This is a genomic window from Bradyrhizobium sp. CB1015, from assembly GCF_025200925.1.
In the GTDB taxonomy this organism is placed as follows: Bacteria; Pseudomonadota; Alphaproteobacteria; order Rhizobiales; family Xanthobacteraceae; genus Bradyrhizobium.
Window position 1 is genome coordinate 2,207,896 of record NZ_CP104174.1, and the last position, 16,348, is coordinate 2,224,243.

Below are 16,348 nucleotides of genomic sequence, written 5' to 3' on the forward strand. Positions count from 1 at the left end.
TTGTCCGCCGAAGCCTTGGCGAAGGTGGAAGCTTTAGCGAAGGCGGATTGACTTACCCCCGCCCCCTTCCTTATATGCCGCGCGTTCGCGAGATCGGCCTTATTCGCCGCCGCGATCCCTGTGGCGGGGTAGCTCAGCTGGTTAGAGCACGGGAATCATAATCCTGGGGTCGGGGGTTCGAGTCCCTCCCCCGCTACCATAAAACCACGCGATATCAGTACGTTAGGCCGATGGCTTCCCCGCCATCTCGGTCCGTAGCGCATCCGTAGCGCCGTGTCGCATGCGAACGGCAATCTAGTCCTTGAGAGCTTCGTGCCTGAATCCTTCATAGGCAATCTCTTGAAGGCCGTCGTCGTTGCTGCTTGCTCATTCGCTGGAGCACAGACCCTCCAATCCCCGCGCCTTGCACGCCTCAGCTGGGAACTTGTCACGCATTCTGACAAAAACCCGAGCAATCTAATCCTTGGGGCATTTGATGACCGCCTTTCCCCTACCTCGTGACCACCAAGACCGGTCAACACAGATATCGCAGGCGGGTCCCTGACGCGCTCAGGGCCCCCGTGGGTAAGACCGAGATTGTTCGTAGCCTGCGGACCACTGACAGGCGGTTAGTGCCGCGCAGGTACGCAGAGGTGCATGCCGTCGTCGAGCGGATGTTTGCCGAGGCGAGAGAGAAAGTAGGGATTAGCGAAGACACTGCTTTTGATTTGGCCGTAGCATCGTTGAAGTCTCGGGGTTTGCACGGACCAATCGACAAAGAGGACGCTTCCGACGCTCAGGACATCGTCCTGCGAGAAGCAGGGTTTGCCGATGCAGACGAACTAAGTGAGGCGCTAGAAGCCTACCCCGACGGCAAGGCCCCGGTGAAGCTGCGGGCCGTATCTGCTGCCCTAGGTATCCTTGGCGGAGACAAGCGACCACCAACGGTGTCGTATTGCTTGAGCCAATTCCTTGAGGAGAAGGCGAGGGGCAGGGACGTCACCAAGAAGGATTGGGTGAACTACGAGCGAGAGCGCAAGCGGATCGTTGGTGAGTTCGTCAAGCTGGTAGGTGTCAACAAGGAGATAAACGACCTCAGCAGGCAGGATGCCAGAGGGTTTGTGAAGAAGCTGGAGGATGCCGCTCTATTACGAACCTCGAAAACCGGAGCTGCAAATTGCTGCGGACCAGCTGAAGGACGAGCTGGACGAACTGCTAGATGAGGCTGCCCTCGACGAGGAGCAGGAGAAAAAGGTCCAGCAGAAATATGGTAAGCAGTACCAACTGATCACTAACCCTCGCCGTTTGGATGAGATCGCAATCGACCTCGTTCGCCATTTCTCTGCCCGAGGCTATCTTGGCAAAGCCATGTTCGTTGCCATCGATAAGGCAACTGCCGTTCAGATGTACGACAAGGTGCAGAAGGCTTGGAAATCCGAGCTGTCGTCCCGGGAGGCACAATTTGCCAACGCTCCCGAGGAGGCACGGCCCGCGTTGACCGAACGCCTGGAGTGGATGCGCTCTGTGGACATGGCCGTGGTGGTCAGCCAGTCTCAGAATGAGATCGATGATCTCAAAAAGCTGGGTTTGGACATCCTGCCGCACCGGCAACGGATGCAGACGGAAGACCTGGAGACCAAGTTCAAGAACTCCGACGATCCGCTCCGGCTCGTGTTCGTTTGCGCGATGTGGATCACCGGCTTCGATGTGCCCACATGCAGCACTGTCTATCTCGACAAGCCGATGAAGAACCACACGCTCATGCAGACAATCGCCCGTGCCAACCGGCGAGCACCGGGCAAGAACGCAGGCGTGATCGTGGATTATGTTGGCGTCTTCCAGAACCTTCAGAAGGCGCTGGCCATCTATGCTGCTAAGGGCAACGCGAACACCCCATCAAGAACAAGGACGAACTGGTAACGGAGCTTGAGAAGGCGCTTGCGGAAGCTCGCACGTTCTGCACCGCTGCTGGCGTGGATGTGGATCTCATCTCTACCGTAAAGGGATTAGAACGCACCAAACTGATCGGACAAGCGGTCGAGGCGCTCATCGCTCCCGATGATCGTCGACGTGGCTTCTTCCGTGTCGTCGGTGCAACCGTTCGGGCCTACAAGGCGCTGCTGCCGGATGAACGAGCTGCCCCGTATTTGAAGCCCGTCGCCACGCTGCACGTTGTTGCCGAGGCTATGGAACGAGAAGGTGGACAGGGTTTGGGCTTTCATCTTCGCACGACGGCAAGGGCAGGCAGGCGAGCCGAGCTATCGGTGACACCAAGGGCCCCCCTTACGACGAGGATAAGTCGATGATCGTAAACGATCCCGGAGCGATCGAACCGTAGGAATCCGGGGTCATGAGGCTGATCTCTTCCCAGGTCTCCGGAAGCGAAGGGCCGTCTCGTGGAGCATCGGGCTTGGGTCGGCATAGTCGATGCGATCAGAGCAGATCCCGCTTCGGACCACTACTTGCTGCGAAGTGAAAGGCTGATGCGCGTGACGATGTCGTCCCAGTCGTGCTCCTCGCTGGCGGGGTAGTTGATCAGCACGCAATGAACCAGCCGGCCGGCGAAGTTGCAGCGGTCGTACCAGACCTTGTCCCCCTTATAGCTGGAAACCGCGAAGAAGCGAGGCGTCACGCGCTTGTACTGAATGCGCGGCGGCGGATGCTTTTTGGCGAGGAACGCAGCCGGCGAATCGTTCGCAACGTTGGGGACGGCCTGTATCGTGATGTCGGCGCGGCCGTCGGCGGTCCGGAAGCGCTGCCCATAGCCATCCGGTCGACCCGCCTCCTCGGTGAAGATCGAGGACGGGAAGTCGACCGAGGTGCCTGTCTGAGGGATGCTGTAGGTCGTCCAGCTGACCGGTTGCGCCGAGACGGCCGATGCTGAGGCAGCGAACGCAAGCGCCATCGCCGGTGCCGTCGCTCTCATCGAAATCTCCGGACCTTCCCAGGGCTTTGCTGAATGTCGTGCCGTGGGAAAAGCTGAACGACTGAGTACGTTCCAAGAGGTCCGTCTGTCGAAGAACTACAGCCGTCCACCTTCCTCGACCCCGTCGTTGGACTCCAGCCACGTCAGGGCGGTCTCGATCTTGGCGAGCAATCTCTCGATTTCATCGCGCTCGTTCGGGCCCGGATCGTTCTCCAGTCGCTCGAGCAGCCGTTGCTTCTGCGCAAGCAGGTTCGCCACCGTCGACATCGCACTTCCTCCAGCAGGCTCCTTCAGCGTGGTGCGCCGGCGTGCCTCGTTCCAGTGGCGCGGCCTCCCTCAGAAGATTCCGAGGAGGGCAAAAACCGCGACTTCGCCGACGAAGGCGATGGTCATGACGGCGACGGTGAGAACCATGTCGCCTACCGGCATGCTGGACATTGGCTGCGCCTCGCGTTGCAGCCCCTGTCCTGAATTCACGAGGGCAGGAAAAGGTTTCGGTTCCAGAAGTCCGGTTCCGGTCTAGCGTCCGCCGCGGGCAGGAAGTTCGAGCGGGGGCGCGGTATGCGAATCCTTGAACTATCATGCTGGTGCGTGACCGCGGTCTGATCGCCATGATCACCGTCGTCGCTCTGCTCTGAAGCCCACGAAGCCGCTCTCGCAGAGAGGGGTGAGAAGCTGGGAAAGGGCTTTTCGATCAGACGGGCGCACAAGCCGAAGTCTCGCGCTCGGTTTGATCGCTTGGAACGAAGGCCCGCACGGCTTGGGAAGAGTTGCCCGGGGCATGCAAGCATTGCCATCCGGTGGGTCAGCAGGAAGGTTCCAGCTCCTTCTTGACCTTACGAAGAAGACGTCTTCCCGCCAGACGCCGAGCGCTTTCGAACGTTCGCTGGGTTTTGTAGAGGGCCCTCATCTTCCGGCCTTAAAGGCCTCCCATCGTGCTTCGCGCTCATCCTGGTAGGCGGGACTTAATTCGGCGATCATGTCCTCGCGACGCAGCGGCTGGCCGCAACCATCACAGGCGGGGCCCAGCGCCGTCGGCTTGCCGCATGTCCGGTGAGTGTAGTTGATGGCGCGACTTTCCCGCGGCGACTTGAACCACGTCTCGCCGTAGGCTCGCAGCGCCTGCAGCACAGGATAGAAGGCCTCACCTTTCTCCGTCGGGTGGTACTCGTAACGCCGCGGCCGTTTGCTGTAGATGTGCCGTTTGACGAGCCCGGCAGCTTCCAGCTTCTTCAGCCTCGCCGCGACCATTTGCGGCGTAGCTCCGGTCTGGGCCTGGATCTCCTCGAAGCGATAGCTGCGCATGAAGAGTTCGCGCAGGATCAGCACCGTCCAGCGGTCGCCTACCACCGTCTCGGAGCGAGCCACCGGGCAAAGCGTCCGGGAAACAAGGGCTTTCTTGTTCTTCATCACGTTTCCTTTATCGCGGTCGTAACTATGATTTTCATAGCAACATAGGACACCATTGAAGCCGATGCAACCGGCCGCGTTGCGGCCAAGGAGACGGACAATGATTGAGACTCGATACCCGCGCGACAGGACAGCATTGCTGTTCGTCGATCCCTACAACGACTTCCTGTCAGAGGGCGGCAAGGTTTATCCGCACCTCAAGCCGGTCGCCGACGAGGTCGGCCTCCTTGATAATCTGCGCCAGCTGGACGGCGCCGTGCGCGCGGCCGACATCCAGGTCGTCATCGTGCCGCACCGGCGTTGGGAGCCGGGCGACTACGAGGACTGGGACCATCCAAACCCCACCCAGCGACTGATCATGCAGCGCCACAGCTTTGCGCGCGGCGAATGGGGCGGCGAATGGCATCCCGATTTCGCGCCGAAGCCTGGCGACATCATCGTCAAGGAGCATTGGGGGCAAAGCGGTTTTCAAAACACCGACCTGGATTTCCGGCTCAAGCAAAAGGGCATCACCCATGTGATCGTGGTCGGCCTGCTCGCCAACACCTGCATCGAGTCCACCGCCCGCTTCGCGATGGAGCTCGGCTATCACGTGACCCTGGTGCGCGACGCCACCGCCGCCTTCTCGCACGACATGATGCACGCCGCGCACGAGCTGAACGGCCCCACCTTCGCCCACCAAATCCTGACGACAGCCGAACTGATCGCGGCCTTGCCCAAGGCGTAACCGCGCCCTGCGCGCCGATGATGAAACGATGAAAGGTGAATGCAAATGACACTGACAGGAGAACTTCTCATCGGCGCGGCTGACATCGCGGCGACCGCGGGAACGTCAAAGCGCTCAATCCCGCCACCAACCGGGAAATCGAACCGGGCTTCGCTCTCGGCGGGCGAGCGGAAGTCGACCTAGCCGTGCGTCTCGCCGACGCAGCGTTCGACAGCTACAGCCACACGACGCTTGCGGCGCGCGCAGCGTTCCTAGAGCGGATCGCCGACAATCTCGATGCTGTGCGCACGGAGCTGGCCGAGCGTGCTGCGCAGGAAACTGGCCTGCCCGCGGCGCAGCTCGAGGCCGAAGCAGCCAAGGCGGCGACACAGTTCAGGCAATTCGCCGAAGTCGTGCGCAAGGGGCGCTTCCTGCAGGCAACAATCGACCCTGCCCAGCCGGAGCGCGAGCCCCGCGCGCGCATGGACCACCGCATGCAGAAGATTGCGCTTGGCCCCGTTGCCATCTTCGGTGCAAGCAATTTCCCGATTGCCTACTCGTTCGCCGGCGGCGACACCGCCTCCGCTTTGGCGGCGGGCTGCACCGTGGTGCTGAAAGCGCACAACGCTCACCCCGGAGCGTCGGAGATCATGGCCCGCGCCATCCGCAAGGCGGTCCAGGACAGCGGCCTCCATCAGGGCGTGTTCTCGATGGTGCGTGGGGCGGGCAATGCCGTCGGCGAGGCGCTGGCCGACCATCCTCTGATCAAGGCCGTCACTTTCACCGGATCGGAAGGCGGCGGCATGGCGCTGTACCGACGGGCCCAGGTGCGACCGGAACCGATTCCGGTGTTTACCGAAATGACCAGCGTCAACCCGACGTTCATTCTGCCCCACGCTTTGTCGTTGCGCGGAGCGGAGATCGGTGACGGCTTCGCCGAACGGATGCTGGTCAATGTCGGACAGGCATGCCTGAAGCCCGCTATCCTACTGGGCATCGACGGGCCCGGCTTTGAAGCCATGCGCGAGAGCTTGTCGGCGCGCATCGCTTCTGCCCCTGCACGCCCCATGCTGACCCCGGGTATCCATGGCGCCTATCTGCAAGGCCTCGACCGGCAGCAGGCGAGCGGTGCTCACCTGACTGTCGAGGGTGCCGCGCCGTCCCGGGATCTCGACGGCCGCTCGGCTCTAATTGAGGTCGATGGCGCGCGCTTCCTGGCCGATCCCAGTCTTGCGGAGGAAGTGTTCGGCCCTGCCGCCCTGCTCGTGAGGGTCCGCGACGAAGAGGAGCTGATCGCCATCGCCAAAGCCTTCCGCGGCCAGCTTTCAGCGAGCATGCATCTGGAAGACGCCGACACCGCGCTGGCACAGCATCTGCTCCCTATCCTGGAGCGACGCACCGGCCGCATCGTTGTCAACGCCTTCGCGCAAGCTGCGCGTCACGCCAGCGGGCCAGGCCTATTTTGAACGGTGTCGCGCAGGGCTCCGCGAAATTGAGGCTGCGGAGGCTACGATTACGACGGAGGCAAGAAGCTTGAGTGGTTTGCTTCGGCTCACAGCGGCCGTCGATATCGCGCAAACCTTGCTGCCACCCATCATCAGCGCGTTTCGCGAAACGTTCCCGATGGTGAAGATCGAGCTCATTGTCACGGATCGGATCGTCGACATGATCACAGAAGGCGTCGATCTCGCCATTCGCGTCGGTCCGCTGCGCGATTCCAGTCTGGTCACCAGATCTTTTGTTACGGGTCCATCGGGACTATTTGCGAGCCAGTCCTATCTCGACCGACGTGGCGTCCCCGTTCAATTGGATGATCTCAAGCATCACGACCTGATTGGGTTCGGAAAGCCATGGGCGCATCCAATGTCCATGCGCATGGGAAATAGGAAGGTCGGCATCGACTTGTCCGGTGACCTCAGCTGCGACGATCTCTTAACAGTCAGAACCTTTGTCGCCCTGGGACTCGGGATCGGATTCCTGCCGGCGTTTTTCGCAGACCAACAGCGGCTGGTGAGGGTTTTGCCAGCTCTTCGCTCTCCTTTGACAGGCCTCTATTTCGCCTATCCTGCCCAGAAGTTCGTGGCGGCGCGTGTCAAGCGGTTCGTTACTTTCGCGGCAGCCAGCGTGAAGCGCCTGGGCTTACATCCGTGATCCTGACGTGCATTTGGGCCGCAGGGCCTTTTACAAGAAGGAGCGCCTAGTCGATCCCAAGCATTTCCGGAGTTGGCCGATTCCGTTGAAAAAGGCACAGCTCGGCGCGGCGAGCGCCGCCGCGGGCGCGGATCGCGATGGTGTGCATGGTAGTTGATGTCTCCGACGCGATACGACGTCGAGCACGGCCGAGTGGCAGAAGGCAAGATAGACGGCATCGTGCTCCTCGGCCTGGCTTTAGGTGCAGCCAATTTCTTTCTGCGCCTTTTCGAGATCGCGTTGTCATGGGCTACCAGAGCGAACCCCGTCGAAAGGACCTCGTCATTGCCCTGAAGCGCCGGCCGGTGATTGCGGCTGAGGCACAGTCGGCAAACTACCCCCCGCGCCTAAGTTCATCGGTCGCGCGGCGGAGTACCTCGTGAAGCCATTCGTGCGATGGCTCGTCCTCGATCCGCTCGTGCCACAGCATCCGCACCTCTACCGCGGTCGTGCTGTAGGGCAGTTCATAGGTCGTGATCGCGTGCGCTTGCTCGAAGGCGCGCGCCAGCGGCCGCGGAACGATCGCCGCCAGCTCGGAATCGACCAGCAGCGCGGGCAAGGCAAGAAAATGCGGCAGCGAGACCGCGATCCGTGGCGGCTTGTCGCTGTCCGACAGCGTCCGTTCGAGCGCGGGGCGATCATACATCTCCGAACGTCTGGCGAGTCCGCGCTCGGAGATAAAGCCGCCGATCGCGCCCTCCTGCTCCCCGCCGAAGGAGACGACAACCAGCGGCAGGGTCGCGAGCTTTGCCTTGTCGAGGCGGCCAAGCTTGCGCTTCTTCCCGACGATCAGCACATCGTCATATTCGAACAACAGCGCCGTGCGGAAGCGGCTCGGCGGCGACGAAAACACGCCGATGGCGACGTCGATGCGCCCGAGGTCGATCTGCTCGGCAAGATCGATCCGCGTCACCGGCTTGATCGTGAGGTCGATCGCCGGAGCCTCCCGGCTCAAGATCTTCAGAAGCGGCGGCGCCAGCACCATCGTCGTAAAATCGTTGGCCGCGAGCGTGAACGGCTTGGTGGAGACCGCCGGAGCGAAGGTCGGCAGTTCGACCGCGGCCTCCAGCGATCGCAGCGCCTGGCGAATCTGCGGCGCCATCGTGAGCGCACGCGCCGTCGGCTGCATGCCGGTTGCGGTGCGCACGAACAGTTCATCGTCCAGCATCTCGCGCAACCGAGCGAGCGAGTGGCTGACGGCGGACTGACTCAAGGCGACCTTCTGACTGGCGCGCAGCACGCTGCGCTCCTCCATCACGGCGTCGAATACCTTGAGCAGATTCAGATCCAGGGTGTTGAAGGAAACCGACACGATGCAAGTCCCGTCAGTGGCGGATCGCACGCCTCGGCAAAGGTTTGCGACCATGAGCAGTTAAAGCCAGGCGGTCGACGGAAGCAACCGATCGGGTGGTCCGAACCGAGCCGCCGTATCACCGCCGGCGGCAATCTGAAGCCGCTTCAGGATCACTCTGCAAGACTTTCACTTCCGTATCGCGGCGTTCTGGCCATGATTGCCGCAGCCGGGTCGGGAGGAAAACGATCATGAAAGCCTGGGTGAAGTCGGTGCAGAGTGGTGCGGGCAGGTCGCTGGGTTTGGCGATGGCGTTCGCGGCGGTGGCGGGGACGTCGGCGATGGCGCAGAGCGGGCCGGTCAGGCTCGGGGTGCTGACCGACATGTCGTCGCTCTACGCCGACAATGGCGGGCAGGGCTCGGTCGTCGCCGCGCAGATGGCAGTGGACGATTTCAAGGGCAAGGTGCTCGGGCGCAACATCGAGATCGTCGCGGGCGACCACCAGAACAAAGCCGACATCGGCTCGGTGATTACCCGGCGCTGGCTGGAGAACGAGAACGTCGAGGCGATCCTCGACGTACCGAACTCCGCGGTCGCGCTGGCCGTACAGGGCATCACGCGGGACAAGAAGAAGCTCTTCCTCGCGACCGGCGCGGCGACCTCGCGGCTGACCGGCGACGAATGTTCGCCGACCGGCATCCATTGGACCTACGACACCTACGCGCTGGCGCAGGGGACGACCAAGGCGATCGCGCGTCTTGGCGCCAAGACCTGGTTCCTCTTGGCGGCCGATTATTCACTTGGGCTGCAACTCGAGGCCGACAGCCGCAAAGTGATCGATGCCACCGGCGGCAAAGTGGTCGGCGCCGTCAAGCACCCGATCAACACGCCCGATTTCTCGTCCTTCCTGCTGCAGGCGCAGGCCTCCAAGGCGGAGGTGATCGCGCTTGCTGATGCCGGCGGCGATTTCATCAACGCGGTCAAGCAGGCAGGCGAGTTCGGCGTGACGCGCGGGCAAAAGCTCGCCGGCCTGATCGTCTTCATCGCCGACATTCACAGTCTCGGGCTGCCGAGCGCGCAGAGTCTGATGCTCAGTTCCGCCTTCTACTGGGATCTCAACGATGAGACGCGCGCCTGGTCGAAGCGCTTCATCGAGAAGACCAAGAAGGTGCCGACCATGATCCATGCCGGCACCTACGGCGCGGTGATGCACTATCTCAAGGCGGTCGAAGCCGCAGGCACGCTCGATGGGCCGACCGTTGCCGCAAAGATGCGTGAGCTGCCGGTGAACGATTTCATGACGCGCGACGGCAAGATCCGTCAGGATGGCCGCCTGGTGCGCGACATGTATCTGTTTCGCGTCAAGTCGCCGGCCGAGTCCAAATACCAGTTCGATTACTACCAGCTGCTTGCGACGATTCCCGGAGACGAAGCCTTCAAGCCGATGGAGGATGGCGGATGTCCGTTCTTGAAGAAGTCATGAGCGACCCCAGCGCCGTGAGTGAAGTAGCACGTAACCCGATCGACGAGGTGATGGCCAGCCGGCTTTCCTGCCGCGAGTTCTCCGGCACTCTCGTCTCGCGTGCGACCGTCGAGCAGATCCTGCGCGTGGCGCGGTTCGCGCCGAGCGGCGCGAACATCCAGCCCTGGCACGTCTACGTGCTCGCGGGCGCCGCGAGGACCGAGGTGTCGGCGGCTATTCTGCGGGCGTATGAGAGCGAGCCGAACGAGCACGTCTCCGAATATCAGTACTACGCCAGCGAATTCCCCGAACCGTATCTCGGCCGCCGCCAGGAGTTCGGACGGCTGTACTACAGCTCGCTCGGCATCGCGCAGAGCGATGCCGAGGCGAGGAGCAGGCAGACCGCGAAGAATTTCACGTTCTTCGGCGCGCCGGTCGGATTGATCGTCACCATCGATCGCCGCCTCGCAATGGGAAGCTGGCTCGATCTCGGCATGTTCATCCAGAACGTGATGCTGGCCGCGGTCGGACGCGGGCTGCAATCCTGTCCGCAGGAGACCTTCGCCAGATACCACCGGATATTGCGTCCGCTGCTGTCGATCCCTACGGAGCAGATGGTGGCCTGCGGGATTTCGCTGGGTCATCCGACGCAGCAGGCGAAAGCGCGGCTGATGCCGCGCGCGGATGTGGAGGCGTTCGCCTCCTTCAAGGGCTTCGAGGAATAGAACAGGAGAAAAGTCATGGGAAGCCGTGAACAGCTGATCGAACGCAGTATTCCGTTTCTGCGCGAGGTCAAGGACATGACGCCGAGTGCGGCGATGGAGCGATGGCTCAACGAGACTTATGGAGAGGATAGTGCGCTCTACCAGGATCTCGCTCGTCTCATCAAAATGGGGGTCGAGGAGGGGTGGGCGGCGAACCAGGAGGTGGACGGCCCGAACTATCGGCGCAGCCGCATCCTCGAGCCGGTCCCCGAAACGTTCCAATTCAGCATCACCGCGGTCTACATGAACAGCACCGATCCGCGCCGCTTCAAGGACGAGGACGATCATGACGTGCTGCGCGGGCAATATCACGGCCACCCCTATGGCGAACTCAACCTTGTCGTTCCCCTCGACAAGGGCGCCCAGCTCAAGGGATTGCAGGGCTGGCAGGGGCCAGGCTGGACGGCGCCGGATCCCGGCAGCCGGCATTATCCCGAAGTCAGGGGTGGTGCGGTGATCGCCCTGTTCTATCTGCCGGCCGGGCGCATCTCCTACGATTTCAAGGCGCCGGCCTGATGCCGGGCGCCGGGTTTCAGGCCAGGGATTTGACCGTGCAGGCCGGAGGTAAGTCTCAAGCTGCCGAGGTAACGTATCGGGACCGCTGCGCGGGTTGTCTCCGCCTTAATGTCCGGCAGGCCAAAGACGATTAGCGGGACACTTTCGCCGGGCGCGTTCTCCCAATGCCCCTCCACTGCGGCGATCTTCGCGGGCTGGTACTCGAGGGCGTTGAGACCGCGCTGGTCGCCAACTGCGATCTGGACGGGCGCCACGACCAGCACCATCCACATCGCCATCGACATCATAGTTCGCACGGCCCGCGTCGCGCACCCGCGCAGCAGGTGCCAGGCCCCAGCGGCACCGAGGAATAGAGCCGTCGCCAGATAGGCCGCAATGGTCATATGCACAAGTCTGTAGGGGAAGGATGGGTTGAAGATGACCTTCGGCCAGTCGACAGGCACGATGCGGCCGTCGATGATCTCGAAGCCCTGCGGCGTTTGCATCCAGCTATTCGACGCGAGAATCCAGGTTGCCGAGATGAGCGTTCCGGTGGCGACCATGACGGTCGCAAAAAAATGGAGACCAGGCCCGACCTTGTTCCAGCCGAACAACATGACCCCCAAGAACCCCGCCTCAAGGAAGAAGGCGGTCAGCACCTCATAGGTCAGCAGCGGCCCCGTAATGCTGCCAGCGAAGGCCGAGAAGTAGCTCCAGTTCGTGCCGAATTGATAGGCCATAACGAGACCGGAGACGACGCCCATCGCGAAGTTGACCGCGAAGATCTTGGACCAAAACTCATAGAGATCGCGATAAACTTCATCCATCTTCCAGAGCCACAGGCCTTCCAGGACCGCCAAGTAGCTGGCGAGGCCAATGGTGATTGCAGGGAAGATGATGTGGAACGACACCGTAAACCCGAACTGGATGCGGGCGAGTTCAAGCGCGGTTAGTCCGAACATGCCGCTTCCTCCAGCAGATCAGCCGGCACATGGCGTCGGTTATCGTCCGGTGGTCCAGCGCGACTTCCGCATCAGATTGCTGAAGTCTCTCCGTCGGAAACCAGGGTCCTTGTAGGCCATTACATCGGCCAAACCGGTGCCTTGGGTAGTCTCAGGACGGTGCTTGAGGCTGTCGTAAAGGGTCTGCAGGAAGCCTTCTGCGAATTGTGGCGGGCGCGGGTAGGCCGCCTCGATAGCGCTCCGCTGCTCCGCAGTGAAGTCGTCAAAGCCGGCGCCGACAAGGTCCATGTTGGCTGCTTCGGCAAGCAGTGCTGCGGTCGGCTCCATGTGTGGTGAAATTCCATTTGTCGTATGTAGGGCGATCGCAAGCCAGACCCTCTGGCCATCAGCTTCCGAAATGCCGTGACTCCGCAAAAACTCACGTGCGGCGTTCGCGCCATCGACTTCGTAGCGCAGGTGACTTTCTCCATAACCCGCCGTCAGGCCATAATCATGGAACATGGCCGCTACGTAAAGAAGTTCCGGGTCAAAGGTCAAACCCTTGCGCTTTCCCGCCAAGGCAGCCCAATAGTAAACGCGCATAGAGTGCTGAAATAGCAAGTCGGTTTCGGTATCGCGAATGACTTGAGCTGCGTCGCGCGCCAATTTGCTGTCGGGAATTCTTACCCCCAAAATGTCGTCGACGGCGTTCGGAACCGCTTGAGCGACGTTAGGCGTGACCGTTTCGGCGTGAACGTTTGGTGCCAAGGAGGATCCGGCGAGACCAACGTGAGGGCGAACCAGGTGAGAGTGGTACGAACATTCATGGCGTTCCCCTTCTGTAGCCGGAGATGCCGCGTATTGGGCCATAACGGTTTACCTGTTCGAGTCGAAAAGACGCGCCTCAGATCGCTAACAACACGCCCTCTTGCCTTCATTCCGTAATCTTCACGAATCCTTGCTGAACGAGCTGCGTCGTCCTCGCCATGGCATCCGTGTTGACTTTGATGCCGGGGAGCAGATCGGCATTGCCCCAGTTGTGCGCCTTCGCGGTCGCTCCGCACAGCTCGATACGCACACTGCGCCTCATCAGGTCTGCCACAAGCTCCTTGTAGGGATTGCCGGTCGCGATGTTTCGATCGGCGTTGTAGGCGACGTCGTGCAGCGTGACGTGGCCGGCGTTTGTATGAAAGACGGCGATAACCTCCGATTCGGCGTTCGAGTCGGCGATGTCGTTGGTGATGAGCTGTAGGTGGAAAATGGAAGCCGGCAGATCGCCTTCGAACGTTAGCGCGCCGATGCTGTACACTGTCCTCACGTCCTTGAGCGTCACCGCAATATCGATGTGAAGCGGCTTCTCGGAGGCAGACATATCAGTGCTCCTTTCACTAGAAGAACGGGTGATGATCCGGGAGGACGTCAGACGCCCTCGTAAACCAGTCGTGTGAAAAACGCCGGCGTGATAAGGAATTGGCCCCACTTTGCATCGAACGCCGCGGTCGGCTTGGCGGCAATCGTGTCATCGAGCGAGCGGCCCTGCTGCTTGAGCTTGCCGATATTGTCTCGGATTGCGACAAGCATGTCGCGATAGGCCGAAAGCTCAGCTTTGTTGCTGACCGGGTTGCCGTGCCCCGGGATGACGATCGTCTTGTCGGTTACGGCAACAACATTCGCCTCGGCCGCCTTGATCATTCCGTCGATGTTTCCGCCGGTTGAATAGTCGATGAACGGATAGATGCCGTTCCAGTAGGTGTCGCCGCAATGAAGAATGTCCGCTTCGGGGATCGTCACCGATAGGTCGCTATCGGTGTGCGCAGGACCGTAATATTTGAGGAGAAGCGTAGACCGGTTGAGCTTCAGAGCTTTCTCGGACGAGACGATTTCGGTCGGAACGGCCGATAGCGGAGAAGACGGGAAGTTGAAATCCCAGTCCTCAACTCTCTGGGCGACCAGCAGATGCTTGTGGGTGTTCTCATGGGCGATGATGGCTGCCCCTTCCGCATTCAGCCATTGATTGCCGTCCGTGTGATCGAAGTGCCAGTGTGTGTTGATGAGGTGCGAAACTGGGTCGCGGCTCAACCGACTAGCAGCCTCTAGGATGCGCGGACGGGATGCGGTGATGCCGGCATCAATGAACACCTTCCCGTCGGCGCCTGTCATAACAGCGATATTGCCGCCAGATCCCTCGAGGATGCTGACATTGTCGCGCAGCTTATGGACCTTGATGGCTGCTTGGGCGGCGTCGTCACGGATGAGGTCCACGATCTTGCGCGCTTCTGCGAAAGCCTGTCGCGGCGAGAGCCAGCCGGTTGCCGCGACTGTGGTCGCCGCCATGCAGCACAGGCAGAACCCGCGTCGCGACATGATATGCTGGTTGTGGGTCGCCATGGGTCTCTCCTATATGTCCGCAAAGGTCCGGGCCCCACGCGTGCTGTTTGCCATGTGAACGATCGTCATGTCCTGCCGTCGGTCGCGGCCGACGGCTCGCGATCCGCTAACCCTTTATGAATGCCAAGAGGTCCGCGTTGATGGTTTCGGCTTCCGTGGTAGGCATGCCGTGCGGAAAACCCTTGTAGGTCTTCAGCGTGCCGTTCTTGAGCAACTTGGCCGACAGCGGCGCGGAATCGGCGTAAGGCACGATCTGATCGTCGTCGCCATGCATCACCAGCACCGGCACGTTGATCTTCGTCAGATCCTCGGTGAAGTCGGTCTGCGAGAACGCGACGATGCCGTCATAATGCGCTTTCGCGCCGCCCATCATGCCCTGGCGCCACCAGTTCTGGATCACCGCTTCCGATGGTTTTGCGCCGGGACGGTTGTAGCCGTAGAAGGGACCGGCGGCGATGTCGCGGTAGAACGCCGAGCGGCCGGCGGCGAGCGCGGCCTGAAAACCGTCGAACACGCTCTTCGGCAAGCCGCCGGGATTGGCCTCCGTCTTCACCATCAGCGGCGGCACCGCGGATAGGATCGCTGCCTTGGCCACGCGGCTCTCGCCATGGCGGGCGATGTAGTGCACGACTTCGCCGCCGCCGGTGGAATGGCCGACATGGATGGCGTTCTTGAGGTCGAGATGCGCGGTCAACGCCGCGAGATCGTCGGCGTAATGATCCATGTCGTGGCCGTCGGCGACCTGTGCCGAGCGGCCATGGCCGCGGCGGTCATGGGCGATGACGCGATAGCCGCGGGTGACGAAGAACATCATCTGTGCGTCCCAGTCGTCCGACGACAGCGGCCAGCCATGGCTGAACACGATCGGCTGGCCCGAGCCCCAATCCTTGTAGAAGATCTCTGTACCGTCTTTGGTGGTGATCGTGGGCATCGCGAACCTCCTGCGTCGCAGAACTGCGTGGACCGAGCCAGAACAGAATTAACGGGTCGGCAGACGCTTCGGTGCAGTGTAGTATTCGCGCAAAGCTCGCGCAGTTGCTAGTCAACTGTTGTTAGAGATCGTTAGAGAGCGGCGGCCCTTCGATAGGACAGTACCGTTTCTCTAATTCTAACTTCTTAAGGAGCTTCTCGATAAAGTTCCTTAGGGCGTTCGCTCTACTCCTCTATGATCCGGCGCGCTTCCACGGCAGGCCATTCGTCGGGGGAGCTTCCGTTCGCTGCGTAAGCTGTCGGCTCAACGCCCCGGGGGGCGATACTGCTTCAGCCGCGCGGTCAGCATAACAACGGCACGCTCGTGATTTACAAACGATAACAATGACACTGTTGTCCATCGGGTGCGGAATGTAACCCGTTCAAGTGACAGCTTTCGAACTGATGGTACGAAAGCTCGCACAGAGCCAACCAGCTTGAACGTTCAGAGGACAGATCCTGTAGTGGCTTTCGCTCATCGAGCTTGTCGCTGATTGCACACTCTTTTGCATTTTCAATCCGTCATGTCCGCTGTCGTAAAGAACCGTGTCAATCGACTTTCCTCAGTTTGGCTGGCGCGGCTTCCGTAGGTCATGATGGAGATGATCGGTCCCAAGCATCAAGTTCACGCTATGGGCTTTCGCAGCGCAGACCGCTAACGACATGGATGGTCCCTGATCCGATCCGCCGCATGCTTCCATGCCGCACACATGATGCTGGAAGAAGGGACCGGCGGCTGAAGCCCGCAGCTTTGGATGGCGCCTTCGGGACCGGATGAGGATAGGCCCCCTTGGCGTTACCTTTGTCCAACATCGCGGGCAGCTTA

General features: G+C 61.2%; 17 protein-coding genes, 1 tRNA gene and 2 pseudogenes. 11 read left to right on the plus strand and 9 right to left on the minus strand.

Annotated elements, in window-relative coordinates; all coding sequences use genetic code 11:
• Positions 1-122 precede the first annotated feature (122 nt).
• The 5 genes and pseudogenes from N2604_RS09975 (at position 123) to N2604_RS09990 (ending at position 2,285) form a co-directional block, all read left to right on the plus strand.
• Positions 123-199 (plus strand) — tRNA-Met (locus tag N2604_RS09975).
• Positions 200-560: 361 nt separating this feature from the next.
• Positions 561-611: pseudogene (locus N2604_RS39700) on the plus strand (hypothetical protein); the annotation flags it as partial.
• Positions 612-632: 21 nt separating this feature from the next.
• Complete coding sequence (locus tag N2604_RS09980; RefSeq protein ID WP_260374547.1) at positions 633-1,202, plus strand: hypothetical protein; 570 nt, start codon at positions 633-635, stop codon at positions 1,200-1,202.
• Positions 1,117-1,899, plus strand: a complete 783-nt coding sequence (locus N2604_RS09985) for a UvrB domain 3-containing protein (RefSeq protein ID WP_260374548.1) — start codon at positions 1,117-1,119, stop codon at positions 1,897-1,899. Before N2604_RS09980 ends, N2604_RS09985 begins: the two co-directional genes overlap by 86 nt.
• On the plus strand, positions 1,893-2,285 hold the full coding sequence (locus N2604_RS09990; RefSeq protein WP_260376192.1) for a hypothetical protein: 393 nt from the start codon (positions 1,893-1,895) through the stop codon (positions 2,283-2,285). Before N2604_RS09985 ends, N2604_RS09990 begins: the two co-directional genes overlap by 7 nt.
• Positions 2,286-2,437: 152 nt before the next feature.
• On the opposite strand, the gene N2604_RS09995 is transcribed toward N2604_RS09990, so the two are convergent.
• From N2604_RS09995 to N2604_RS10005, 3 genes are all read right to left on the minus strand, one after another.
• Positions 2,438-2,905, minus strand: coding sequence for a hypothetical protein (locus tag N2604_RS09995; RefSeq protein ID WP_260374549.1), 468 nt, complete (start codon positions 2,903-2,905; stop codon positions 2,438-2,440).
• A gap of 96 nt (positions 2,906-3,001) precedes the next feature.
• Positions 3,002-3,172 carry a hypothetical protein gene (locus N2604_RS10000; RefSeq protein ID WP_260374550.1) on the minus strand — a complete coding sequence of 57 codons (171 nt, stop codon included), beginning with the start codon at positions 3,170-3,172 and terminating at the stop codon, positions 3,002-3,004.
• Between the two features lie 639 nt (positions 3,173-3,811).
• Positions 3,812-4,315, minus strand: coding sequence for a helix-turn-helix domain-containing protein (locus N2604_RS10005; RefSeq protein WP_260374551.1), 504 nt, complete (start codon positions 4,313-4,315; stop codon positions 3,812-3,814).
• Between the two features lie 100 nt (positions 4,316-4,415).
• On the opposite strand from N2604_RS10005, the gene N2604_RS10010 reads away from it, so the two are divergent.
• The 3 genes from N2604_RS10010 (at position 4,416) to N2604_RS10020 (ending at position 7,172) form a co-directional block, all read left to right on the plus strand.
• Complete coding sequence (locus tag N2604_RS10010) at positions 4,416-5,042, plus strand: isochorismatase family cysteine hydrolase (protein WP_260374552.1); 627 nt, start codon at positions 4,416-4,418, stop codon at positions 5,040-5,042.
• Between the two features lie 137 nt (positions 5,043-5,179).
• The gene (locus tag N2604_RS10015) at positions 5,180-6,487 is read left to right on the plus strand and encodes an aldehyde dehydrogenase (NADP(+)) (protein ID WP_260376193.1); all 1,308 of its coding nucleotides are present in this window, start codon (positions 5,180-5,182) and stop codon (positions 6,485-6,487) included.
• A 67-nt stretch (positions 6,488-6,554) separates the two neighbouring features.
• The gene (locus N2604_RS10020; protein ID WP_260374553.1) at positions 6,555-7,172 is read left to right on the plus strand and encodes a substrate binding domain-containing protein; all 618 of its coding nucleotides are present in this window, start codon (positions 6,555-6,557) and stop codon (positions 7,170-7,172) included.
• Between the two features lie 373 nt (positions 7,173-7,545).
• Here the strand turns inward: N2604_RS10020 and N2604_RS10025 are convergent, their stop codons facing one another.
• Positions 7,546-8,523 carry a LysR family transcriptional regulator gene (locus N2604_RS10025; RefSeq protein WP_260374554.1) on the minus strand — a complete coding sequence of 326 codons (978 nt, stop codon included), beginning with the start codon at positions 8,521-8,523 and terminating at the stop codon, positions 7,546-7,548.
• Between the two features lie 230 nt (positions 8,524-8,753).
• Between N2604_RS10025 and N2604_RS10030 the strand changes: the two genes are divergently transcribed.
• From N2604_RS10030 to N2604_RS10040, 3 genes are read left to right on the plus strand one after another with little or no spacing between them, the layout of a single operon-like run.
• The gene (locus N2604_RS10030) at positions 8,754-9,986 is read left to right on the plus strand and encodes an ABC transporter substrate-binding protein (RefSeq protein WP_409241693.1); all 1,233 of its coding nucleotides are present in this window, start codon (positions 8,754-8,756) and stop codon (positions 9,984-9,986) included.
• Entirely contained in the window at positions 9,962-10,690 is a 729-nt protein-coding gene (locus N2604_RS10035) for a nitroreductase (protein WP_260374555.1), read from the plus strand. Before N2604_RS10030 ends, N2604_RS10035 begins: the two co-directional genes overlap by 25 nt.
• 15 nt (positions 10,691-10,705) lie before the next feature.
• A complete protein-coding gene (locus N2604_RS10040; RefSeq protein WP_260374556.1) occupies positions 10,706-11,245 on the plus strand; it encodes a DUF4863 family protein in 540 nt (179 codons plus the stop codon).
• Here N2604_RS10040 and N2604_RS10045 read toward each other — a convergent pair.
• The 5 genes and pseudogenes from N2604_RS10045 to N2604_RS10065 all read right to left on the minus strand — a co-directional run.
• Positions 11,230-12,186: pseudogene (locus N2604_RS10045) on the minus strand (cytochrome ubiquinol oxidase subunit I); the annotation flags it as partial. The gene N2604_RS10040 and the pseudogene N2604_RS10045 overlap by 16 nt on opposite strands.
• A 39-nt stretch (positions 12,187-12,225) precedes the next feature.
• Positions 12,226-12,933, minus strand: coding sequence for an HD domain-containing protein (locus N2604_RS10050; protein ID WP_260374557.1), 708 nt, complete (start codon positions 12,931-12,933; stop codon positions 12,226-12,228).
• A gap of 166 nt (positions 12,934-13,099) precedes the next feature.
• Positions 13,100-13,537 carry a DsrE family protein gene (locus N2604_RS10055; RefSeq protein WP_260374558.1) on the minus strand — a complete coding sequence of 146 codons (438 nt, stop codon included), beginning with the start codon at positions 13,535-13,537 and terminating at the stop codon, positions 13,100-13,102.
• Positions 13,538-13,584: 47 nt separating this feature from the next.
• Positions 13,585-14,553 (minus strand): MBL fold metallo-hydrolase, encoded by a 969-nt coding sequence (locus N2604_RS10060; protein WP_260374559.1) that lies wholly within the window; start codon positions 14,551-14,553, stop codon positions 13,585-13,587.
• A 106-nt stretch (positions 14,554-14,659) separates the two neighbouring features.
• Positions 14,660-15,484, minus strand: coding sequence for an alpha/beta fold hydrolase (locus N2604_RS10065; RefSeq protein WP_260374560.1), 825 nt, complete (start codon positions 15,482-15,484; stop codon positions 14,660-14,662).
• Between the last annotated feature and the right edge of the window lie 864 nt (positions 15,485-16,348).